This window comes from Wolbachia endosymbiont (group A) of Opomyza germinationis (assembly GCF_964264765.1).
In the GTDB taxonomy this organism is placed as follows: domain Bacteria; phylum Pseudomonadota; class Alphaproteobacteria; order Rickettsiales; family Anaplasmataceae; genus Wolbachia; species Wolbachia pipientis.
On record NZ_OZ183482.1, the window covers coordinates 1,055,370 to 1,077,166 of the forward strand.

The window sequence follows — 21,797 nt, forward strand, 5'->3', positions numbered from 1 at the left end:
ACAGTAAAAAAAAGGTATCCGTTCAGCGGAGCGGTAAAATAAAAAGTAGACAAGGAGTGCTAAAAACATAATATCACAAGTAGTATGTGTGGTAAATATGTCTGATCTACTAGCTAGTCTTCTCAAGCTCTGTGAAAGCTTTAAAATAGAGATAGAGCAACTAAAAGCAGAGATAAAGAGGTTAGAGATAGAAAACGAAAATTTTAGATCTGAGAATAAGGCGCTAAGAATCGAAAATGCTGAATTGAAAGAAAGACTAGGTCTGAATTCACAAAATTCATCGATACCGAGCTCAAAAGAGTTATACAAGCTAAAGAAGAAAAAGAAAAAAAGTGACAGGAAAATAGGGGCACAGATTGGGCATGAAGGAAAGTATCGCCCTAAAATGGAAGCAGATGAAGTGGTGAAAATAGAGTTCTTGCGAGTGCGGAGGAGAAATTGCGATATCGAAAGAGCCATACATTCATCAAAAAGTTGATTTGCCAGCTTATGTTGTGGAATACCAATGGCCGCTGTTGCAAGTGTGGAAAAAGAAAAAGTAGCAGGCTACCAGAAGGTGTTACTGCGGATACATTTGGTCCAAAAGTTAAGTCAACAATTGCGGCGCTGAGCGGATTTTACAAGAACTCGAAAAGAGAAGTAGCAAATATTATAAAAAATATTTTCAACCTGGACATCAGTGTTGGTAGCGTGTCAAATAGCGAGGCTAGAGTTGCAGAAAAATGCCAAGAAGCATATGAGCAAATCGAGCAAGAAGTAAGTAAAAGTGAAGTTCTGCATATCGATGAAACGAGCCATTATAACAAAGGTAAACTTGGTTGGTGCTGGATGTTTGCCAGTAATACAGCAAGTTTTATAAAATTGACAGAGTCAAGAGGAATGAAGGTTTTACAAAATAGTAAGTTCTGCAATCGCAATAGCTTACGACAGGTACGCAGCATACAACTACTTTGCCGATAAGAATAGGCAAATCTGTTGGGCACATTTATCAAGAGATTTTGAAAGATTAGCACATAGTTGAAGTTAAAGTTCTGGGCTGTTACTTAAGAAACGTAGCCACTGAATTATTTGCACTAAAAAAGGCCTTGCTAAAAAATGAGATAGATGTTTTTAGATTTACCAGACGTGCCAGAAAGTTGCGAAAACGTACAAGGTATTACTTGAAGCCGTTTACCTGAAGCAATTGGAGCTTCTCGAGTTGCAAAGAATATTTTGAAATCTGAAAGAATGATGTGGAAATTTTTAGATGACCCAGAAAACATTCCGCTGACAAACAACCATGCTGAACAGCAGATACGGCATTATGTCGTTTATCGCAAAAATTCATATTTTACCCAATCGAAGTGGGGAACTTGAACGGATAATTTCATTATACTTGACATGGAAACAAAGGGGTCTCAATCCTTTCCAAAACCTCTTATCTATCATCTCTCACACCGCTTAGCTGAACGGATACAACCCAAGAAAGGTTTTTCTACGTCATACCGCCGCGGTATCTCAGCATAGATTCCGCTAACGAGTAGCGGAATGACGAATTTGTTGTTTTTCAAATTGTAGGTAAACCTAAGCCACTTTAGCTATATAGGATTACTACGATGGATTTTTAAGATAGTTTATGGCCTTCTTAATATCTTCAGCCTTGAATATCGCCGATCCCGCAACTAAAATATCTGCACCTGCTTTTATTATATCAGCTGCGTTAAAAAAGTTAATTCCACCATCTACTGAAATTTGTGTTTTAAGGTTACGCTCTTGTATCATTTTTTTTATAGTAGATATCTTGTTCAACTGTGAATGAATGAATTCCTGCCCTCCAAAGCCAGGGTTGACTGTCATAATCAGCACAATATCTAGCTCATGTATTATATATTCAAGCACACTTGGAGAAGTTGAAGGAACAATTGAAACTCCAACTTGAATCGGTTTTTTTTCGTCGTTTACATTTTTGTATGACTTTATCTTTCTTATCAACCTCTCAAGGTGTGTCTCTGCTTCTGCATGTACAGTGATAATATCAGCACCAGCATTTATAAAGCTTTCAATGTGGTTACCAGGAGATTTGACCATTAAATGCACATCAAAAGGAAGATTGCTATATTTACGTATTGCAGAAACAACGCTAGGACCAATTGTAATATTTGGAACGAAATTCCCATCCATAACGTCTATGTGTATGTAATCCACACCTAAATCGCTAATTTTTCTTACTTCTTCCCCTAATTTTGCAAAATCTGCTGAAAGTATAGAAGGTGCAATTTTAATACTCATGAGCTGCCTTTTTTGCTAAAAAATAACTTATTTTCAAAACTCTGTCACCCTAAGCACCATCTGAGTAGCTAGAGACCGATATCGGTATGCCTATTTAACTAGATCTTAAATTAGATAAAAAAAGGTAGTCTTGATAAAACTTATTTACAGCAAGTTTTTTTACATTTGGACTTTCTGTTTGTTCTTTTTTGTACCCTAATTTATAGCTTATTGAATCCTTGTATAAACTGATCGTTTTGTATGCTTTGTTCATCTCTCTAGGAAAGATGCCGTTAGCAATTACGACGCATAACCCTGTAGCTGTTGCAAAAGCTAGAGTGGTAAATGCTAGATTTTGTAAAAAATTCCTTCCACTAACTTTTTTTTCCTGTATATTAGCAGAGTGCGATTTGTTTGACACTTCTTCTAGATATTCATGCCATATGTGATTGCAGTTCGTACATTTTACCTTTCTTCCAGACGCGCCAATTTGCTTAGGAGATACTAAGTAAGTTTTAGTACAACTATTACATTGTATTTTCATAGCACTTACATATAAGTAGTAACAAGCCCAAATGATACGAGCTACAAATTTAATATCAATATATATATAACAAATGGAAGGTTTGCAACTAAAAAAAACACAGAGTGAGATAAAAGATATTTGGAAAAATAGAGAAAAATTTAATGACTGTAATCTAAAGAAAACAGCAAGAATAGCAATTAAAGAGGTAATTGAGCTCCTTGATAGTGGCAAAATTAGAGTAGCAGAAAAGCTATCAAGTGGAGAATGGGTAGTACATAAGTGGATAAAGCAAGCAATATTATTACATTTTCTCACCGAAGAAAATAAAATAATAGATAATACCAATTGCTGGTTTGATAAGATCGGTAACAAGTTTAGTGAATGGAATGAGGAGAAATTTCGCCGGTTAAAAATTAGAGCAGTTCCTGGGTGTTTTGTTCGCCGATCTGCTTATATAGGTACAAATGTTGTTCTAATGCCAAGTTTTATCAACGTTGGTGCATATGTTGATTCAGGAACAATGATAGATACCTGGTCAACGATTGGTAGCTGTGCGCAAATAGGAAAAAACTGTCATATTTCTGGTGGAGTGGGAATAGGTGGAGTTCTTGAGCCTATTCAAGCTTCACCTGTCATTATAGAAGATAATTGCTTTATTGGAGCACGTAGCGAAGTGGCCGAGGGTGTGGTAGTGAGAGAAGGATCAGTCCTTGGCATAGGCGTGTTTATTGGGGCATCAACAAAGATTATTGATAGAGAAACTAGCAAGGTATTTTACGGCGAAGTGCCACCTTATTCTGTAGTGGTACCAGGGTCTATTCCATCTAAAAATAATATTTCAACCTATTGTGCAGTCATAGTAAAAAAAGTGGATGAAAAGACGAGATCGAAAATCTCTATAAATGAAATATTGAGGGATTAAACTATCTTACTCCTTGTCGTCACTTTTTTTATCATTATTACTAACCACAGTAATGGCATACGCGCATAACTCTGAGAAAGAGACTCCATTTTCTTGAGATAGTTTATATAATTTTTGTAGACTTTCTTTTACTTTATTAGGGATATTCCCTCCACGTTCTTTTACAAGCCAGGAATCTTGATGATGAATTGGATGAGCATCGCTTTTTGGATTTCCTATATATATTGCAAAAGGTGAACTTTGCCCTTTGAAGTCACATTGTACAGTAAATTTTTTTATAGATTCGGCCATTTAAAGACCTCTACTTTTCTTTTTGGTCGATTTTATAGCAGGTGGAAGAGGTGGTTTCTTTATAAAATCTTGTCTATTGACAACACTTTCTCTACCTTCCAAAGCTCGGCGAACATCAGCTCTGCTTAATTGCGACTCTTTTGCTACCTTCATTCCATGCTTTGCCATAATATTAGCACATGCTAGTACTTTTTTTACCAATTCTAGATCACCATTTAGCATTTGAACTAGCACTTGAAACACTTCCGCTAAAGTTAGCCCATCAGCATTTATAACCTTGTTTTCTATAAAATTGACAGCTTCTTCAAATTTGTATTCAATACTATCATCTTGAGGTATAAGGGCAACATAATCGGTGTTTTTGTCGTCCATAACTGAAGCACTATTACTCACAAACTTAAGTTTATACTATATATATAAATACTCTACTATTTTATATTATGGCACGCTATAGTTAAACATTTATTAATAACATGCTCACTTATATACACGAATTAATTGACAAAAGTCAAGGATCAATATCCATCAGTGATTTCATGAATGCCGTTTTGTACCATGAAAAATACGGCTATTATACAAGTAAATTACCGCTTGGTAAGGATGGTGATTTTACTACCGCACCTGAGATCAGCCAATTATTTGGTGAAGTAATTGCAGTTTGGATAATGCATACATGGGAAAAATTAGGAAAGCCATCAAAATTTTCTCTAGTTGAACTTGGGCCAGGCAAAGGAACACTCATTCACGATATAATAAGAGTCACTAAAAAATACAGCAGCTTTTTTAATTCAATGTTGATCCACTTAGTTGAAATAAGCCCTACTTTACGGAAGATACAAAAGGAAAAATTAAAAAGCTTAGATGTTAATTGGCACAAAAATATTGACAACCTACCAGAACAACCAACCATTTTTTTAGCAAATGAGTTCTTTGACGCTCTTCCGATAGATCAGTTTGTATATCATGATGAGGGGTGGTATGAAAATATGGTGACAAAACAAGATGATGGCAGTCTCTTGGTGTCATGCCAGTGCGTGACACTGGAATCCAGAAAAAAAGAATCATGGATTCCAGTGTCAGCTACTCAGATGACAAATGGAAAATTTTTTAATGGTGCAGTGGTGGAAATATGTTCAGTTGGGGTTGAAATATTAAAAAAACTTGAGAAGAAGATATATAATAATAAAGGAGCTGCTTTGATTGTAGATTACGGTTATGTATACCCCGCATATAAGAGCACTTTGCAATCGATAAAACAACATAAGTATGCTAATTTTCTTGAGAATGTTGGTAATAGTGATATTACCGCACTTGTGAACTTTCAAGCGTTAAGAGATCCATTAAAGCATGTAGATTGTGAGATTTTAACTCAAAGGGAATTTTTATATCTTTTTGGCATAAAAGAAAGAACCCAGGCTTTAATGAAAAGCGCAAGTGATGAACAAAAGAATAGGATCTTTAGTGAATTCTTAAGGTTGACTGAAAATATGGGCACTCTTTTTAAAGCAATGCTATTGATATAGCTAACCCAAGAAAGGTTTCCCTACATCATACCGCCGCGATATCTCAGCATAGATTCCGCTAACGAGTAGCGGAATGACGAGCTTATTGTCATGCCGCCGCGAACCGTCATACCGCTGCGGTATCTCAGCCGCTAATAAGTAGCGGGATGACGGTTGTCTCCTAGCTGTCATCCCAGTACTGGTAGACTCAAATCACAATGCTCGTATAGCTGCAACCCTGGAGGTACTGTTTCTCACCCACTGCAAATATTGCACGGTACTGTCCACTTGGTCGTCGTGGCGCGTTTCAGGAAACATTAAAATCTCATACTCAAAATCGTTCAGCCATACTGCTTGATGTGGCAGAAAAACCTTGCCAGACTCTATAATCGGAACAATTTGATGAAATCGAGTGAGCTTGTCATCATGTGGCACTATTTCAATAATCGGTAAATCACTGTTTGTCTTTAGCTCTTGCACCAATTGTTGACCACTTGTTTTTGCTTCGATTAAAATTGCGTGTGGCGTCCATCTTGCAGCTAGTGACAAAACCTGTTCTTTAAGCTTTGGATACTCAAGCTTTGCGCGATATACGTCGAGTAAATAGAATTTATTATCTATTTTTGCCCAGGTGGTGCAGACACTAAAGTTGCTCATGTTACTTGTTGAAACCGCAGTATCCCAACTTTGTGTTATATGCGAGAGATTATCAGGAAATTTTTTATAGCGTTTCAACCACTCTGGTTTAATTATACCACTTGAAAGCGGCAGAGGGTTTTGTTGATATTGAGCAGCAAAAGCGTAACTCCCAAGTTCAGCTTTTATTATCTCAACTTCTTCTTTTCCTCCATCGAGGGGATATAACAACTGACCTTCTTCTCTTGAATATAATATCCTTACAGGTGACGCTGGTTTATTATATAATCGCCTGGTCGCACAGTGCTGAGCTACTCGGATGACAGGAACGGGAGGCATTGGCTTTTTGATTGAATAAATAACCTGCTTATTTTCAGAAATCATTGGCAAACAAATATGATGCCATATGTTTTTTGGCTTGGAGAGAAGGTGTCCAGTTAAGTCCTCCTGGTGTAGCCTGTGCATTACAAGAACGATGACTCCTTTTTTTCTATCGTTCAGCCTGGTTACTAAAGTCTGATCAAACCAGTTTGTGGCACGCTTTCTAAGCGTTTCACTCAAAGCTTGAGCAGAACTGAGCGGATCGTCCACAATGATAAAATCACCACCTTCACCAGTTAGTGTTCCACCAACTGATGTTGCGATTCTGTATCCTCTCTGCACTGTTTGAAATTTATATTTGGTATTCTGGTCTTTGGATAGTTCTATCTCTGGAAATAGCGCTCTATACCAACTAGACTGCATCACGCACCTGGTGTCGAGCGAGTGCTTTTCGCTGAGCCGCTGAGAATAACTTGCAACTATTATTCTCGCAGTTGGTTGGTTTCCCAGTATCCATGCGGGCCACGCAACGCTTATGCACATGGACTTCATCGAGCGCGGAGGCATATTGAATATTATTCGTTTCACTTCACCAGCGCTCGCTGCTTCCAGCCTGTCTGCTATGACTTTTATATACTGATAATCGTTATACTCACACCCCGGCACTACCGTTTGAAAGCACAGTTCAATGAATTTTAGAAAGTTCATGATATAATGTTGAAACCAACGCGTGACGCTGGGATGACAAAAAAAGGAGCACTGGAATGACACCTTACTTAACCGTCATACCGCGATTCATTCGCGGTATCTCTTAACATAGATCCCGCTAACACGTAGCGGGATGACGAATTACTTAACCATCATCTACACCGTCATACCGCGATTCATTCGCGGTATCTCTTAACATAGATCCCCTACTATACCTTAACATAGATCCCGCTAACACGTAGCGGGATGACGAATTACTTAACCATCATTACACCGTCATACCGCGATTCATTCGCGGTATCTCTTAACATAGATCCCCCTACTATACCTTAACATAGATCCCGCTAACACGTAGCGGGATGACGAATTACTTAACCATCATTACACCGTCATACCGCGATTCATTCGCGGTATCTCTTAACATAGATCCCGCTAACACGTAGCGGGATGACGAATTACTTAACCATCATTACACCGTCATACCGCGATTCATTCGCGGTATCTCTTAACATAGATCCCCCTACTATACCTTAACATAGATCCCGCTAACAAGCAGCGGGATACTTAACCATCATTACACCGTCATACCGCGATTCATTCGCGGTATCTCTTAACATAGATCCCCTACTATACCTTAACATAGATCCCGCTAACAAGCAGCGGGATACTTAACCATCATCTACACCGTCATACCGCGATTCATTCGCGGTATCTCTTAACATAGATCCCCTACTATACCTTAACATAGATCCCGCTAACAAGCAGCGGGATACTTAACCATCATCTACACCGTCATACCGCGATTCATTCGCGGTATCTCAAAGCATAGATCCCGCTAACAAGCAGCGGGATACTTAACCATCATCTACACCGTCATACCGCGATTCATTCGCGGTATCTCAAAGCATAGATCCCGCTAACAAGCAGCGGGATACTTAACCATCATCTACACCGTCATACCGCGATTCATTCGCGGTATCTCAAAGCATAGATCCCGCTAACACGTAGCGGGATACTTAACCATCATCTACACCGTCATACCGCGATTCATTCGCGGTATCTCAAAGCATAGATCCCGCTAACAAGCAGCGGGATACTTAACCATCATCTACACCGTCATACCGCGATTCATTCGCGGTATCTCAAAGCATAGATCCCGCTAACACGTAGCGGGATACTTAACCATCATCTACACCGTCATACCGCGATTCATTCGCGGTATCTCTTAACATAGATCCCCTACTATACCTTAACATAGATCCCGCTAACAAGCAGCGGGATGACGAATTACTTAACCATCATCTACACCGTCATACCGCGATTCATTCGCGGTATCTCAAAGCATAGATCCCGCTAACACGTAGCGGGATGACGAATTACTTAACCATCATCTACACCGTCATACCGCGATTCATTCGCGGTATCTCAAAGCATAGATCCCGCTAACACGTAGCGGGATGACGGTTGTTGTTTAGCTATAAATATTAAGAAATTTACCAAATGAAAAAAAAGGCAAAAGAAGCCCCGTGGTTATTATCCGCTTTAAAATATTGGCGTTTTTTATGTTTTAAACGCTTGACAAGCGAGATTCAGCCGCTTTTAATTGCAACTAACTTACGCTGCAAATGTTTAAGAAATTTACTAAGCAGAAAAAAAGACAAAGAATCCCCGAGTTAGCTAGTCTTTTACTATCTCTGTCGAGTATTGGCATTTTTTGATGTCTTGTAACGCTTTATAAGCGCGTTCAGCTTATTTAGATAAAAATCTAGATGTAGATGAAGTTTTGTAAAGACATACAGTATCTATATACTGCAAAAAATTGAACATAAGACGCCGATACATTAAGTAATCCTTACCTTTTAATCTGCAGATTGGCGAAAGCAAATACAATAGCTTCACTATCATGATAAGGGCGCTGGCGAAGGGTGTCAAGTAAGTTTTTTCGTTTCTATTCCCAATAAAAGTTTGTTATATGGTTATGCAAGAAGTTTAATACTCATAGTTTCAAGCATATACTGAAATATTTCATTAGCTATAGCAACATCTTGGCGTGGGGCTTTGCCGTGTTCTATAAACACAGAGATTGCATAGCGCGGGTTATGGTAAGGGCCATAGGCGATAAATAACTTATGACTTTCGCCCTTAGAGTTTATTTCTGGTGTACCGGTTTTGCCAGCAATTTGTATACCGCTTAGCCCTTTCTTATAGGTTCCAGTTTTAGAATTCACCACGTCAAACATAGCTTTTCGAACTATGCTAAGATGCTCACAATCCACATCAATATCGGGAAAATCTTGTATCGTTTCATTCATCTTAATGCGGGGAATTACCTCTTTTCCTGTTGCAATCCTCGCTGCAAGAACTGCAAGCTGTAGTGGTGTTGTAAGCATATACCCTTGTCCTATAACTAAGTTGATAGTGTCACCTAAATACCACTGCGAATATAGCTTTCGTGTACGCCAATCTCTATCTGGCAACAACCCTGGAGCTTCTTCTTTAAACGTTCCAATCAGTGGCCCACTTCCAATACCAAATTTTCTGGCCATTTCTACTAGAGAGTCTACACTTATTTTTTTCCCTATATTATAAAAGTAAGTGTTGCATGATAATGCCATTGCCTCATTTAAAGATACATACCCATGGACTTTGCTTTTCAGACAACGAAATTTCCGCTCACCTATTTTCATATAGCCCTTGCACGAGAATTTCTCTTCTGGTGTTATTATCCCGTCTTTTAAACCCGCAAGCGCAACTATTACTTTAAATATTGAACCAGGTGGAATTTGATATGATAACGCACGATTCACGAGCGGCAATGAAGGAGCATTCAAGCTCTCCCAAGTCTCATTTGATAGCCTGCTAGCAAAAAGATTATTATCGTAAGAAGGTGAATTATATAATGCTAAAATTTCTCCATTATTTACATCAATTACCACTGCGGAGCCTTGGTGATCTTTAAATACCTCTGCGGTTTTCTCTTGCAGATTAATATCAATTGTCAGTTGTACATCTTGTCCGTCTTGTTGTGGTATGCTTGATAATTCTTTTATGACGCGTTTTTTAGAATTTATTTCCTGCTCAGATTTTCCTGACTTGCCTTTCAATATATGATCATATGTATATTCAATACCGCTGATTCCTACTTCGCTTATGCCTTGCTGTCTTTTTGTATATCCGATTACATGAGAACACATTGAACCAAACGGGTAATAACGTTTATAAAGAGCAGTTATTTTTTCTGACGATTTTGCTATTTTAGACTCGACTTCTGATAATGTCTGCAAATCAACTTCCTTACCAGAACCATCAAACAAAACAACATACGAAATTTTGTTTACCGCAAGTTCAATGCTATTCCTATCTAAAATTTTGCCCCGCTTAGGCATAATAGTAGCAACTCTTATTCTATTACTATTAGATAGTGCTTCGTACTTTTGTCTGTTTCGTATTTGTAAATTATATAACCTGCAACTAAAAACCGCAGAAATGGTAAGCTGAATACCACCTAATATGAATGCTCTGCGGTTAAAGACTTTGTTTTTTGTCCACATAACATTCCTTCAAAACACACTTTTTTCCCCTCTTTTATTGTTACACTTCTGGCTTTTACCGTATTACAAACCCTTTTTTCCCACTCACTTAAGGTCACAAACTTATAACCTGATTTTTTTAGTATTTTAATAATATGAGGTAAAGCTTCAATTGTGTTTGACCTGTTATTGTGATCATGAAACAGTATAACTGCTCCATTATGTACATTACTTAAAACTCTTTCAACTAAAGTTTCTGGCTTATCACCTTGCCAATCTAGCGAATCAACTGTCCATAATATTGAATACGTATTTAATTGATCAGTATTTTCAATCAGATTATCGTCATAACATCCATATGGCGGACGAAACCATTTTACATCTTGTTTTATTGCATTTTTAATTGCTGTATTTGTCTTTTCCAATTCTTGCAATTGTTCCTCACTTGAAAGTGATGTCAACTTCCTATGCGACCAAGAGTGATTGCCTAACTCATGACCTGATTCATGAATTTTCTTTACTATTTCAGACGTTTTTTCATTTATACGTTCACCAAGCACAAAAAATGTTGCTTTTGCTTCATAGCTTTCCAGAACATTAATAATATCGTTTACTCTATTGTTAGACGGTCCATCATCAAACGTAAGCGCAACAAACTTATCGTCGTTATTCAATAATTTTTTTATATTACTTAAATTTCTATATGATAGATCTAGATTACAACTGAGCCCACAGTATGGTAAATTAAAATTACAATCACTACAAAAAGCCGTACTTGAATATAGTAAGAAAAAAGTGATTATCCTTATAAACATTTGTAATCAGCAAAGTGATAGAATACTACACTTTTTTGCTAAGTTAAGCCATCTTTAATTGCTGTAGCCTTTACTTCATCGCTTCTTTAATATATTGTATTAACAATTTTATATAATATATTATGATTGCAAATATAAATACCGTTGCGCTTCAGGGAATTAGCACAGTAAATGTCAATGCACAAATTCATATGGCAAATGGTATTCCAGCTTTTAATATTGTTGGATTGCCAGATAAAACTGTTGCGGAATCCAAAGAACGCATCAGAGCAGCGTTAAATTCAATCAATCTACTACTACCTCCAAAAAGAATTACAGTTAATCTCTCCCCTGCGGATTTACTGAAAGAAGGTAGTCATTATGACTTGGCTATTGCTATTGGACTACTTGTTGTAATGAATGTGATACCAGTTGAAAAAGTTCAGTCTTATATCATTATGGGTGAGCTTGCCCTTGATGGCAGAGTTATTCCAGTTTCAGGAGTGCTGCCAACAGCGATCAATGCAAAACAGGCAAATAAAGGAGTAATTTGCCCAAGGGGAAATGGAGTAGAGGCTTCATGGGTAAAGAATGTTTCAATTCTAGCTATAGAGAAATTAACTGATATTATCAGACACTTTAAGGGTGAGCAATTAATTCAGCCAGTAATTTTTAAATATAGTGATGCACCCAAAGAAAAAAGATTGGTTCCCGATATGAAGGATATTAAAGGCCAAGTTGTTGCAAAAAGAGCAGCTGAAATTGCAGCAGCAGGTGGGCATAATATGCTTCTTGTTGGCCCTCCTGGTACTGGAAAATCAATGCTTGCTAAGCGCTTTATAGGATTGCTGCCTGATTTAACCGAACAGGAGATGATTGATGTTAATATTATTTCCAGCATAACAAAAACTGGTAATGAAATATTCAAAGTAACTCGCCCCTTTCGTGAACCTCATCACTCATGTTCCATGCCAGCAATGATAGGAGGAGGAAAGAATGCAAAACCCGGAGAAATTACCATGGCTCACAATGGCGTGTTATTTCTTGATGAGCTACCTGAATTTCCAAGACTCGTGCTTGATTCTCTGCGCCAACCACTTGAAGATAGAAAAGTTACCGTTGCAAGGGCAAATGCTCACATAACCTACCCTGCCAATTTTCAACTGATAGCTGCAATGAACCCTTGCAGGTGCGGTTATTTAGGTGATGCAAGCAGATCGTGCAACAAAGCTCCAAAGTGTGGCACAGATTACAAAAACAAAATATCAGGCCCATTGCTTGATAGAATAGACATATGCATTGAAATGCCAAACGTTAGCATACTCTCTCCTGAAATCTCTGTGGAGGGAGAAAGTACTAAAATTATAAGAGAAAGAGTGATAGCAGCAAGAAAAGTTCAAACTGAGCGCTATAGTGAATTAAATATTCGTTGCAATTCAGAAGTAAGCGGTGAAGCATTTAATAAATTTACTGAACCAGATCAGGCAGGGTTAGAATTGCTAAAATACGTACTGAAAGAAAATTACATTTCCAATCGAGGCTACACACGCGTATTAAAAGTTGCAAGAACTATTGCAGATCTTGCAAAAAGTGAAGAAGTAAAAAGAGCACACATTGCTGAAGCGCTCAATTACAGAATAAAGGTATATTAAAAAATTAGTTTACTTGACAGGCAATTTTTTTTACTATATGCTTCCTTAATGAAATTTTAACATTCTATTTAAGGAGTAGAGTTATGGCATTAACAAATTATGAGTATAGAAAAGAGGATGGCATTTTTCATGCTATTTCAGAAGGATATATACAAGCTGAAAAATACTGGGGAATTCCTGGTGCTGCTGGTGGAGCTGGTCAGTACGCTATGCATAATAAAGGGAGAACAGCATTATTTCCGCTTGCAGTTGCAAGTGTTGTCTTTACAGCAATGCATATGAAAGCAGGCTTTGTTAGTGCAGCAGAAGCTTCTGGGTTTCTTGCTAAGACTGCCAGTTACTTTGTTGGAACAAATCAAGCAATAGCTGCTTCATTACCTGGATTTATCGGAACAGGTGTTGCTGGTCAGATAGTTGCGGGTGCCATAATGGCAATTGCTGCAGTTGCTGCTGTTTATGGAACATATCAAGTTGCCTCAAAATTAAAAGATGTTGCAGTTGAAGCATTGAAAGGGAAAGATCAGACAATATAATAATCTTCAACAAAATAAAAAGGGATAGGTTTCTGTCCCTTTTTATAAACGTTTTCTATTTTTTGCATCGGTTAAGTGATGTCATCTAAGAATCTAGTTATTATAATTAACGGCACTTATTAGTATAAATGTTAAGAATAAGTAAATCCCGTTTACTATTTACGCCTATAGAAGTGAAAAGTATTTGCATATTATTAAAAAAGCGGTAACTTATTATCAAGTGAATTCGCTAAATTTGAGTAATTTAAATGTCTATTGATCTTAGTCTGCCGGAGTTGCCTATATTACACCCAAGGATTACCGTTGTGGGAGTGGGTGGTGCTGGTGGAAATGCTGTGAATAACATGATCCAATCTAATTTGCAAGGAGTGAATTTTGTTGTCGCAAATACCGATGCTCAAGCACTAGAAAAGTCGTTATGTGATAAAAAAATTCAGCTTGGCATTAATTTAACTAAGGGGCTTGGTGCTGGTGCTTTGCCTGATGTTGGCAAAGGTGCAGCAGAAGAGTCAATTGATGAGATTATGGAGCATATAAAAGATAGTCATATGCTTTTCATCACAGCAGGAATGGGCGGTGGTACTGGAACCGGTGCAGCACCGGTAATTGCAAAAGCAGCCAGAGAAGCAAGAGCCGCAGTTAAGGATAGAGCGCCAAAAGAAAAAAAGATATTGACTGTTGGAGTTGTAACTAAACCGTTCGGTTTTGAAGGTGTGCGCCGTATGCGCATTGCAGAGCTTGGACTTGAAGAACTGCAAAAATACGTGGATACACTTATTGTCATTCCAAATCAGAATTTATTTAGAATTGCAAATGAAAAAACTACATTTTCTGATGCATTTAAACTTGCTGATAATGTTCTGCACATTGGCATCAGAGGAGTAACTGACTTGATGGTCATGCCAGGGCTTATCAATCTTGACTTCGCTGATATAGAAACAGTAATGAGCGAGATGGGCAAAGCGATGATCGGCACCGGAGAGGCAGAAGGAGAAGATAGAGCAATTAGTGCTGCAGAGGCTGCAATATCTAATCCATTGCTTGATAATGTATCAATGAAAGGTGCGCAAGGAATATTAATTAACATTACTGGTGGCGGAGATATGACTCTGTTTGAAGTTGATGCTGCAGCCAATAGAGTGCGTGAAGAAGTAGATGAAAATGCAAATATAATATTTGGTGCTACTTTTGATCAAGCGATGGAGGGAAGAGTTAGAGTTTCTGTTCTTGCAACTGGCATTGATGGTCGCAATAATAAATCAGAAACTTCACCTATAAGTCAGAGCGAAGACTCAGAGAAAGAGAAATTTAAGTGGCCATATAGTCAAAGTGAAAGTACACAAGACAAAACACTGGAAACAAAACCAGCTGAACAGGTAAGCGAAGGAGCTAAGTGGGGCAGCAATATCTATGATATACCAGCTTACTTAAGAAGAAAAAAATAATGCAATTTTGGCTACTTAAGTCAGAGCCAAGTGAATACTCATGGCAAAAAATGGAAAAGGAGCAGGTAGTTGAGTGGGATGGTGTGCGCAATTATCAAGCTCAAAATTACATGAAAATTATGAAAGCAAGCGATCTTGCGTTTTTTTATCATACAGGTAAAGAGAAAGCAATACTTGGAATCGTTGAAGTATTTAAAGAGTATTATCATGTTAATGATCCCAAGTTCGGATTAGTGAATGTAAAGTTTTTGAAACCTTTAAATAACCAAGTAACGTTAAATAATATAAAACAAAACCCACTTTTGAAAAATATGACTATATTAAAACAACCACGTTTATCAATTGCCCCAGTTTCGGAAATTGAATGGAATGAAATAATAAGGATGAGTGATGTGTAATACCTGTCATTTCAGTTCCTAAATGATGTCATCTCAGCACACAACGCACAGCTGTATGAATATTTGTCTCGAAGGCAGTGCATTAAACGTTATAGCCGATTTTGCATCAAACACAAAGGTGTCATTCCAGTGCTTGACACTGGAATCCAGCCTTAATGCAACCACATTAAAGCCGTTGTGTTTTAATATAAGATTAGCTACTTTTATATTCACTAACTTGATGTCTAATCAAAATTCCTGGATCCCAGTGCCTAGACACTGGGATGACATCCTTCTAGTGTACAATATTCGTACAGTTGTGTACATGACACAAGGGTCTATAACTCTTCTTTTTTGGATTCCAGTGTCAGCTATTTGCATGACACCCTTACTGATGTGTCACTCATGTTAGAAGTAAATATTCTTGACAAGAAATGGTGCAGCATTATAGAAAATCCTAAAAATTTTGTATTAGGTGTCATCAATGCTTCTCTAAAAGAATTAAAAATAGACCACTATAAACCAAATATATCAATAGCTCTGGCTGATGATGACTTGCTACATCAACTTAATTTAAAATTTAGAGAAATGGATAAGCCAACTAACGTACTATCATTTCCGTATGAACAATTGTCTAATGAGTGCGATTTAGGAGACATAGCAATTTCAATAGACACAATAAAAAGAGAATCGCATGAGTATTATATACCCATTCTTGCTCACATTGCACACATGTTAGTGCATGGATTACTGCATTTACTTGGTTATGATCACCAAAAAAAAGATGAAGAAATTATAATGAAAAATCTAGAAAGAGAGATTTTAGCTTCGCTTGGCTACAATATGTGTGCGATTTAAAAGGAATTTAATAAAAATATAGTAGATGATAATAAAATATGTTATCTACAAAGGGTTTTAGCTATAAACAATAAAAGGTAAGTGATATGGTTCAGTTTTCTTTGCCAAAGAATTCTAAAATTAATCAAAAGGGCAAAATTTATCCTATTCCTGCTAGAGCAAAAAACATCAGAAGATTTCAAATTTACCGTTGGTCTGCTGATGACGAGAAAAACCCTAGAATAGACACATTTTTTATTGATATGGATAGTTGTGGCCCTATGGTACTTGATGCATTAATAAAAATAAAGGATGAAATAGATTCGACTTTAACTTTCAGACGTTCTTGTAGAGAAGGCATATGTGGATCTTGTGCCATGAATATTGACGGAACCAATACTCTTGCATGTACTAGATCTATACATGATATAAAAGGTGACGTAAAAATATATCCATTACCTCACATGTATGTAATAAAGGACCTAGTCTCGGATTTGAGCCAATTTTATGAGCAATACAAATCAATTAAACCTTGGTTACAAGCAGATAAGCCTGCCCTACCAAATAAAGAATACTCTCAATCTTCTGAAGATAGAAAAAAATTAGATGGCTTGTCCGACTGTATATTATGTGCTTGCTGTTCGACTGGTTGCCCAAGCTACTGGTGGAATAGTGATAAATTTTTAGGACCAGCAATACTATTACAAGCTTACAGATGGATTGCTGACAGCCGTGATAATAAGACAGGTGAAAGACTTGATGTTTTAAACGACCCATTCAAGTTGTATCGTTGTCATACAATAATGAATTGCACAAAAACTTGTCCTAAAGGACTTAATCCAGCAAGAGCAATAGCGAAAGTAAAACAGCTCATGGTAGAGAGAGAAGGAGTTTAAGTATTATCTTTTGCATTCTTCGTAAGAGAACAGCAAACCTTCCGAAGCGTAGGGTATTGTTAATACCCTGAACGCTTTTCCGTTTGTGAAGTGCATCGTATCATCGTACGATTCAAATAATTTTTTGAACAACTCATGTCTTTGGTTACTAATAGTTTGAAAATCCTCTTTTTCTAAAAGCTTTTTAGATTCGAAGAGGTAAAGCATAACTTCGTGATAAGTTGGGTAAGATGCCAAAAATTTTGGGTCAAATTGAAAGGTTTTTATAAAAGCATTATTATAAAATTTTAGCTTTTGATTCTTACTATATATTACTATAGCAACCGGTAACCTCTCAAGCAAATTTTTCTGTGTAGCTAAATAACTGTTTAATTCAGTATATAATTTCTCTGCATCACTAACATCTTTCCCATACATTACTATGCTACCAGAACCTTGTATTGGAATTTTAACAAAATCGAAAACCTTAGGTTCGTTCTTATAAGTTATGACATGTCTTCCTGGTTTTGTGCTATGAGCGCTACCGGTAATAGCAAATTTCTTAGAACCATCTACATATTTATCATAAAACAAGTTATAAAATTCCACCTTTCTACTCTTGTTATATCTTAGTATTGGAAATGGTAAAGAGTTGAAAACGTTTTTATAGCTCTCCACTTCCTGTGTAAGCTTACTATTTTCTAACTCAAGTCCGTTAGCCTTTATCTTACAGTCTGAGACATTCCTTATCCATAACAGCACACCTATCACATTGTTAGAATCATCTATTATGCTTCTACCGTAACATATGCAATAAACCTCACTGTCTTTTGACTTTAAATCTAGAGTAAAAGATTTATTTATTTCCTTTGCCTCAACAAAATTTTTGATTAAGCTTTCTGATTGCTCAAAAAAATTCACAAACTCATTAAATGAGTAAAAAACAGTATTAAGCAAAATTAGTAAATTGGGAGAGAACTTTTCTATACGTTTTTTTGCATCCCAAATATAAAACCCATCATTCACAGTATCAATTAAATTATTTATGATAACATTTTGATGCTGTAAGTTCTTAATCTTATTACTAATTTTTAATTTAGAATAAGAGAGAAAGAATAATATTAGAATCAATATTAAAACCACTTCATACAAAAAAAACATAGCACTTTTAAAACAAATGTAAAAATTTGTAACCGCTCAGAATTATGCTGAAGAGGTATATAAGTAAAGATTGCCTAACATTTGAAAGCCCAATCTCTTATAAAGGTTCACAGAAGATTTCATACAATGTGCTACTATATATTTGCATTCAAGCTGTTTAGCTATCTTTATTCTTTCTAAAACCATTTGGGTACCTATTCCACGATTCCTGTAAATTGGTAAAACTCCATCACTATAAAAACCAGCTACGCTATCTTGAACATAAAGACCGCATGTCCCAATAATTTCATTATTTAGTGTTACAAGAAAAAATCTTAATCTTGAGTTCTTATCATCATAATTTGATAATCCGCGAAAAAATGTGCTGACAATTCCAACGCCATGATAAAAAATTTTAGAAGTGTGTAGATCTAACTGTTCTAAGAGGTTGCTACCATTCACAGCATTTAACCTCAAGTTTGGAATAACATCAGCAGGTAAAAAGTAATTTTTCATATTAAGTAAAGCTTTTTTTGGTGTGCTAACGTGTTTTATTTCACACTTTTCTAAAATATCTCTTATTTTCATATGTGAATTTATTACCCATGTTGCTTCTATATCTCTTGTTCTGAGATAATCTAGAGTTTTTTGTATAGAAAGCTCGGTACATTGATCTCCACAGAACACAAAATTAAATAATGACTCCCTGGTACCATTTATTGTAAATATGATGTTATCAAATTCATCGTGTACTTCCCACTCAGATAAATTCGCTGTGTACAGTATATAATCCTTTAGATTTTGAACAATTAAGCTTGAATAATAAATTTTTTTATCCTGCATACACCAACAATAAACAATAAAAGGCTCCTATAAGAACACAGGCTAAAATTGCAGCTATAACGTCATCTAGCATAATACCTAAAGGACCTTTGGTATTTTTATCGATTAAATTTATAGGCCACGTTTTTATTATATCAAAAAACCTAAAAGAAAAAAAGCACAACAACAATGAAGAACAATTCATCTCTTGGCTTAACAATATCGAAACTAAAAGTATCGTCAGCAATTGACCAACCACTTCGTCAATTACTACCTCTTTTGGATCACATGAAGTCTTGTAATGTTTTATATAATTACCTGTAGACCATAATCCAATTAAGAATAAAAAAGAAATAATTGCTGCACCTAAAATTTTGTTGCTCAGGATTACAGGAACAAGCGGAAAAGAAGCCAAACTACCCACAGTACCTGGCATTTTTTTTACTGTTCCAGACAGCCACCACGTTGATATTAATTTATATAAAAATTTCACAATATATCCAAATACAAAATTAACTTATAAGAACAGAAAGAGTATCCTCTATAGAGGCGCTTTCATACAATAATCTATAGACCGCTTCACATATAGGCATTTTTATCTTTAGCTTTCCTGCTAAATTAAATATGGACTCAGCAGTGCTAAAACCTTCAATCACTGACTTGCCTTCTGACAAAATCTGCTGAACATTAAAGCCATTGTCACTATTACCTATTTTAAACCCAAAAGATAAGTTTCTTGAATTCAAGGATGTGCATGTCATAATTAGGTCACCCAGACATGCTGGCCCAAGTAGTGTATTTATATCCACACTACCGTCACCAATTTTTGCTGAGTATAAAGCCTTAATTTCGCTCATACTTTTCGTAATCAATGCTGCATGAGCATTAAACCCAAGTTTACTACCTAGAACAATCCCACACGCTATAGCAAAAACGTTCTTTAACGCTGCACAAATCTGTACTCCTATAATGTCGTTACTAAACTCCAATTTAACATTTTCTTGTTGCAGCTCTGATACTAGCTTTGAACCTAATGTGTTATTTTGGCATGCAAGAACCATTGAATAGGGTAATTTTCTTGCAACTTCTACAGCAAAGCTAGGACCTGAAAAAATAGCAATAGGATTGTTAGGTAAAATTTCATTTACTATTTCACTAGGTAATTTTAATGTAGACTTTTCTATTCCCTTACAAGCTAAAATTATTGCTACATCTTTTTTCAGATTACAATTATGCAATTGCTGACATACCTTCCTCAGAGACTGAGTGGGAACAGCGAGGATTGTTACTGAAGCATTAATTATGTCTTCAATAGCCAATTTTACTGACACATTATCAGAAATTCGACAACCGGGTAGCTTGTCACTTTCTCTTTTCCCGTTGATTGATTCAAATGTAGTTTCATTGTGAGTCCACAAAATCACATCTTTCTTACTACCTAATGAAATTGCGATTGCTGTACCCCATGCACCAGCACCTAAAATTGATATTGCCACACAATATTCCTGAAAATATTACTTATACTTTAAAATAGTAGGATAAGTAAATTAAAAATATAACACAGACATATAGAATAGTTAAATATTTATTAACCGAAGTATTCTTTTAATAATAGTAACTTTAATTCAATATTTACTAAAAATATTATTACTATCATGGTATGTCTATTATATTTTAGATCTATTTATATAACTTTGGAACAATATATTTACTATTAATTAATAAGTGTAATTTTGATCATTTGTTAATAAAAATTTGATTTATTACTTTCCTTAGTTATATATATTACTAAAATTATAAATTATTTATGGGGTGTAAAATATGCGTATATTATTAATTGAAGATGATCAAGTAAGTGCAAAGACTGTAGTTAACGCCTTAACTTCTGATGGACACTTCTGTGACGTTGTTACTTCTGCACAAGATTATAACAATAATATGGTTTCCTCAAACGGAGATTACTATGACCTAGTTATTTTAGATATACACTTACCTGGTGATATTGACGGATATGATATATTGTTAAGACTAAGAAGTGCAAAAATCAAAGTTCCTGTCTTAATACTTTCATGCATATCCGCTGTCAATCACAAAGCTAAAGGACTCGGGTATGGTGCCGATGATTACTTAACCAAGCCATTTCATAAAAGCGAGTTATTAGCTCGAATTAAGGCCATAGTGCGTCGTACTAAAGGCCATCCTGAATCGGTGATAAAGATTGGTAATATAAATATCAATTTTGATCACAGGGTTGTTGAGGTGAAAGGTAAAACGGTTCACCTTACTAATAAAGAGTATTCTATGATAGAATTGCTAGCACTGCGTAAAGGAACAGTACTAACAAAAGAAATGTTCTTAAATCATCTTTACAATGGCTTGGATGAACCTTCAGATAACAAGATAGTTGATGTTTTTATGTGCAAATTACGTAAGAAACTTGAAAGTGCAAATGATGGAAAAAGCCACATAGAAACCGTTTGGGGCAGAGGGTATGTTCTGAAAGAGTATATTGATGATGATGAATATTCTAATGTTAATGTAGGCGAAAGTAGTGATGGCTATCAAGCAGAACAAGTGAAGGACAACGCATGAAATGCCTACACATTTAAATATAGCATGGCTTATATCGCACGTATCAT

At 36.2% G+C, this 21,797-nt stretch carries 22 protein-coding genes and 1 pseudogene; 10 read left to right on the forward strand and 13 right to left on the reverse strand.

From position 1 onward, the window contains the following. Positions 1-97: 97 nt before the first annotated feature. Positions 98-1,444 (forward strand): annotated as a pseudogene (gene tnpC, locus ACFEL3_RS05235) (IS66 family transposase). Between the two features lie 146 nt (positions 1,445-1,590). On the opposite strand, the gene rpe reads toward tnpC, so the two are convergent. Both rpe and ACFEL3_RS05245 read right to left on the reverse strand, forming a co-directional pair. Next, positions 1,591-2,268 carry a ribulose-phosphate 3-epimerase gene (gene rpe, locus ACFEL3_RS05240; RefSeq protein WP_038198978.1) on the reverse strand — a complete coding sequence of 226 codons (678 nt, stop codon included), beginning with the start codon at positions 2,266-2,268 and terminating at the stop codon, positions 1,591-1,593. A 94-nt stretch (positions 2,269-2,362) separates the two neighbouring features. After that, a complete protein-coding gene (locus ACFEL3_RS05245; protein ID WP_010962781.1) occupies positions 2,363-2,791 on the reverse strand; it encodes a zinc-ribbon domain-containing protein in 429 nt (142 codons plus the stop codon). 73 nt (positions 2,792-2,864) lie between these two features. Between ACFEL3_RS05245 and dapD the strand changes: the two genes are divergently transcribed. Next, positions 2,865-3,695 carry a 2,3,4,5-tetrahydropyridine-2,6-dicarboxylate N-succinyltransferase gene (gene dapD / locus ACFEL3_RS05250; RefSeq protein WP_010962782.1) on the forward strand — a complete coding sequence of 277 codons (831 nt, stop codon included), beginning with the start codon at positions 2,865-2,867 and terminating at the stop codon, positions 3,693-3,695. Between the two features lie 6 nt (positions 3,696-3,701). On the opposite strand, the gene ACFEL3_RS05255 is transcribed toward dapD, so the two are convergent. Then, positions 3,702-3,986 carry a DUF2610 domain-containing protein gene (locus ACFEL3_RS05255; RefSeq protein ID WP_010962783.1) on the reverse strand — a complete coding sequence of 95 codons (285 nt, stop codon included), beginning with the start codon at positions 3,984-3,986 and terminating at the stop codon, positions 3,702-3,704. Beyond that, complete coding sequence (locus tag ACFEL3_RS05260) at positions 3,987-4,358, reverse strand: hypothetical protein (protein WP_022626336.1); 372 nt, start codon at positions 4,356-4,358, stop codon at positions 3,987-3,989. It lies immediately after the preceding gene. A 101-nt stretch (positions 4,359-4,459) separates the two neighbouring features. Between ACFEL3_RS05260 and ACFEL3_RS05265 the strand changes: the two genes are divergently transcribed. Then, complete coding sequence (locus ACFEL3_RS05265; RefSeq protein ID WP_010962785.1) at positions 4,460-5,509, forward strand: class I SAM-dependent methyltransferase; 1,050 nt, start codon at positions 4,460-4,462, stop codon at positions 5,507-5,509. A gap of 192 nt (positions 5,510-5,701) precedes the next feature. On the opposite strand, the gene terL is transcribed toward ACFEL3_RS05265, so the two are convergent. The 3 genes from terL to ACFEL3_RS05280 form a co-directional block, all read right to left on the reverse strand. Further along, a complete protein-coding gene (terL, locus tag ACFEL3_RS05270; protein WP_208571654.1) occupies positions 5,702-7,153 on the reverse strand; it encodes a phage terminase large subunit in 1,452 nt (483 codons plus the stop codon). Positions 7,154-9,129: 1,976 nt separating this feature from the next. Next, positions 9,130-10,704, reverse strand: a complete 1,575-nt coding sequence (locus ACFEL3_RS05275) for a penicillin-binding transpeptidase domain-containing protein (RefSeq protein WP_006280388.1) — start codon at positions 10,702-10,704, stop codon at positions 9,130-9,132. Next, a complete protein-coding gene (locus ACFEL3_RS05280; RefSeq protein ID WP_265017977.1) occupies positions 10,659-11,498 on the reverse strand; it encodes a polysaccharide deacetylase family protein in 840 nt (279 codons plus the stop codon). The genes ACFEL3_RS05275 and ACFEL3_RS05280 overlap by 46 nt, the downstream gene beginning before the upstream one ends. A 122-nt stretch (positions 11,499-11,620) precedes the next feature. On the opposite strand from ACFEL3_RS05280, the gene ACFEL3_RS05285 reads away from it, so the two are divergent. The 4 genes from ACFEL3_RS05285 to ACFEL3_RS05300 all read left to right on the forward strand — a co-directional run bounded on the left by ACFEL3_RS05285 (position 11,621) and on the right by ACFEL3_RS05300 (position 15,505). Beyond that, positions 11,621-13,129, forward strand: coding sequence for a YifB family Mg chelatase-like AAA ATPase (locus tag ACFEL3_RS05285; protein ID WP_095742738.1), 1,509 nt, complete (start codon positions 11,621-11,623; stop codon positions 13,127-13,129). A gap of 83 nt (positions 13,130-13,212) precedes the next feature. Continuing rightward, complete coding sequence (locus ACFEL3_RS05290; RefSeq protein WP_264329516.1) at positions 13,213-13,662, forward strand: hypothetical protein; 450 nt, start codon at positions 13,213-13,215, stop codon at positions 13,660-13,662. Between the two features lie 248 nt (positions 13,663-13,910). Next, positions 13,911-15,107 carry a cell division protein FtsZ gene (gene ftsZ, locus ACFEL3_RS05295; protein WP_010962790.1) on the forward strand — a complete coding sequence of 399 codons (1,197 nt, stop codon included), beginning with the start codon at positions 13,911-13,913 and terminating at the stop codon, positions 15,105-15,107. Then, positions 15,107-15,505 (forward strand): EVE domain-containing protein, encoded by a 399-nt coding sequence (locus ACFEL3_RS05300; protein WP_007549395.1) that lies wholly within the window; start codon positions 15,107-15,109, stop codon positions 15,503-15,505. The genes ftsZ and ACFEL3_RS05300 overlap by 1 nt, the downstream gene beginning before the upstream one ends. 33 nt (positions 15,506-15,538) lie before the next feature. Here the strand turns inward: ACFEL3_RS05300 and ACFEL3_RS05305 are convergent, their stop codons facing one another. Next, a complete protein-coding gene (locus tag ACFEL3_RS05305) occupies positions 15,539-15,718 on the reverse strand; it encodes a hypothetical protein (protein ID WP_022626337.1) in 180 nt (59 codons plus the stop codon). A gap of 15 nt (positions 15,719-15,733) precedes the next feature. Then, on the reverse strand, positions 15,734-15,865 hold the full coding sequence (locus ACFEL3_RS06860) for a hypothetical protein (RefSeq protein ID WP_255322244.1): 132 nt from the start codon (positions 15,863-15,865) through the stop codon (positions 15,734-15,736). Positions 15,866-15,889: 24 nt separating this feature from the next. On the opposite strand from ACFEL3_RS06860, the gene ybeY reads away from it, so the two are divergent. Both ybeY and ACFEL3_RS05320 read left to right on the forward strand, forming a co-directional pair. Next, positions 15,890-16,342 carry an rRNA maturation RNase YbeY gene (ybeY, locus tag ACFEL3_RS05315; RefSeq protein ID WP_010082473.1) on the forward strand — a complete coding sequence of 151 codons (453 nt, stop codon included), beginning with the start codon at positions 15,890-15,892 and terminating at the stop codon, positions 16,340-16,342. Positions 16,343-16,428: 86 nt separating this feature from the next. Then, entirely contained in the window at positions 16,429-17,217 is a 789-nt protein-coding gene (locus tag ACFEL3_RS05320; protein ID WP_010082472.1) for a succinate dehydrogenase iron-sulfur subunit, read from the forward strand. Positions 17,218-17,220: 3 nt separating this feature from the next. Here ACFEL3_RS05320 and ACFEL3_RS05325 read toward each other — a convergent pair whose 3' ends face one another. The 4 genes from ACFEL3_RS05325 to ACFEL3_RS05340 are packed head-to-tail and all read right to left on the reverse strand — an operon-like array spanning position 17,221 to position 20,654. Next, positions 17,221-18,357: a hypothetical protein gene (locus ACFEL3_RS05325; protein ID WP_010962793.1), complete on the reverse strand. Its 1,137-nt coding sequence runs from the start codon at positions 18,355-18,357 to the stop codon at positions 17,221-17,223. Positions 18,358-18,399: 42 nt separating this feature from the next. Further along, a complete protein-coding gene (locus tag ACFEL3_RS05330) occupies positions 18,400-19,179 on the reverse strand; it encodes a GNAT family N-acetyltransferase (protein WP_006280097.1) in 780 nt (259 codons plus the stop codon). Then, positions 19,169-19,651 carry a phosphatidylglycerophosphatase A gene (locus tag ACFEL3_RS05335; protein ID WP_006279290.1) on the reverse strand — a complete coding sequence of 161 codons (483 nt, stop codon included), beginning with the start codon at positions 19,649-19,651 and terminating at the stop codon, positions 19,169-19,171. Before ACFEL3_RS05335 ends, ACFEL3_RS05330 begins: the two co-directional genes overlap by 11 nt. A gap of 19 nt (positions 19,652-19,670) precedes the next feature. Beyond that, positions 19,671-20,654, reverse strand: coding sequence for an NAD(P)H-dependent glycerol-3-phosphate dehydrogenase (locus tag ACFEL3_RS05340; protein ID WP_010962796.1), 984 nt, complete (start codon positions 20,652-20,654; stop codon positions 19,671-19,673). 325 nt (positions 20,655-20,979) lie between these two features. On the opposite strand from ACFEL3_RS05340, the gene ACFEL3_RS05345 reads away from it, so the two are divergent. Further along, the gene (locus tag ACFEL3_RS05345) at positions 20,980-21,750 is read left to right on the forward strand and encodes a response regulator transcription factor (RefSeq protein WP_010962797.1); all 771 of its coding nucleotides are present in this window, start codon (positions 20,980-20,982) and stop codon (positions 21,748-21,750) included. Positions 21,751-21,797: the final 47 nt, after the last annotated feature.

What these genes read in the sequence shown, in the direction of transcription:
- ACFEL3_RS05290 (WP_264329516.1), top strand. Translation starts at nt 13,213, where the DNA reads ATGGCATTAACAAATTATGAGTATAGAAAAGAGGATGGCATTTTTCAT.
- ACFEL3_RS05255 (WP_010962783.1), bottom strand. Translation starts at nt 3,986, where the DNA reads ATGGCCGAATCTATAAAAAAATTTACTGTACAATGTGACTTCAAAGGG.
- ACFEL3_RS05260 (WP_022626336.1), bottom strand. Translation starts at nt 4,358, where the DNA reads ATGGACGACAAAAACACCGATTATGTTGCCCTTATACCTCAAGATGAT.
- ACFEL3_RS05275 (WP_006280388.1), bottom strand. Translation starts at nt 10,704, where the DNA reads ATGTGGACAAAAAACAAAGTCTTTAACCGCAGAGCATTCATATTAGGT.
- ybeY (WP_010082473.1), top strand. Translation starts at nt 15,890, where the DNA reads ATGTTAGAAGTAAATATTCTTGACAAGAAATGGTGCAGCATTATAGAA.
- ACFEL3_RS05300 (WP_007549395.1), top strand. Translation starts at nt 15,107, where the DNA reads ATGCAATTTTGGCTACTTAAGTCAGAGCCAAGTGAATACTCATGGCAA.
- rpe (WP_038198978.1), bottom strand. Translation starts at nt 2,268, where the DNA reads ATGAGTATTAAAATTGCACCTTCTATACTTTCAGCAGATTTTGCAAAA.
- ACFEL3_RS05320 (WP_010082472.1), top strand. Translation starts at nt 16,429, where the DNA reads ATGGTTCAGTTTTCTTTGCCAAAGAATTCTAAAATTAATCAAAAGGGC.
- ACFEL3_RS05325 (WP_010962793.1), bottom strand. Translation starts at nt 18,357, where the DNA reads ATGTTTTTTTTGTATGAAGTGGTTTTAATATTGATTCTAATATTATTC.
- dapD (WP_010962782.1), top strand. Translation starts at nt 2,865, where the DNA reads ATGGAAGGTTTGCAACTAAAAAAAACACAGAGTGAGATAAAAGATATT.
- ftsZ (WP_010962790.1), top strand. Translation starts at nt 13,911, where the DNA reads ATGTCTATTGATCTTAGTCTGCCGGAGTTGCCTATATTACACCCAAGG.
- ACFEL3_RS05245 (WP_010962781.1), bottom strand. Translation starts at nt 2,791, where the DNA reads ATGAAAATACAATGTAATAGTTGTACTAAAACTTACTTAGTATCTCCT.
- ACFEL3_RS05265 (WP_010962785.1), top strand. Translation starts at nt 4,460, where the DNA reads ATGCTCACTTATATACACGAATTAATTGACAAAAGTCAAGGATCAATA.
- ACFEL3_RS05280 (WP_265017977.1), bottom strand. Translation starts at nt 11,498, where the DNA reads ATGTTTATAAGGATAATCACTTTTTTCTTACTATATTCAAGTACGGCT.
- ACFEL3_RS05285 (WP_095742738.1), top strand. Translation starts at nt 11,621, where the DNA reads ATGATTGCAAATATAAATACCGTTGCGCTTCAGGGAATTAGCACAGTA.
- terL (WP_208571654.1), bottom strand. Translation starts at nt 7,153, where the DNA reads ATGAACTTTCTAAAATTCATTGAACTGTGCTTTCAAACGGTAGTGCCG.
- ACFEL3_RS05345 (WP_010962797.1), top strand. Translation starts at nt 20,980, where the DNA reads ATGCGTATATTATTAATTGAAGATGATCAAGTAAGTGCAAAGACTGTA.
- ACFEL3_RS06860 (WP_255322244.1), bottom strand. Translation starts at nt 15,865, where the DNA reads ATGCAAATAGCTGACACTGGAATCCAAAAAAGAAGAGTTATAGACCCT.
- ACFEL3_RS05330 (WP_006280097.1), bottom strand. Translation starts at nt 19,179, where the DNA reads ATGCAGGATAAAAAAATTTATTATTCAAGCTTAATTGTTCAAAATCTA.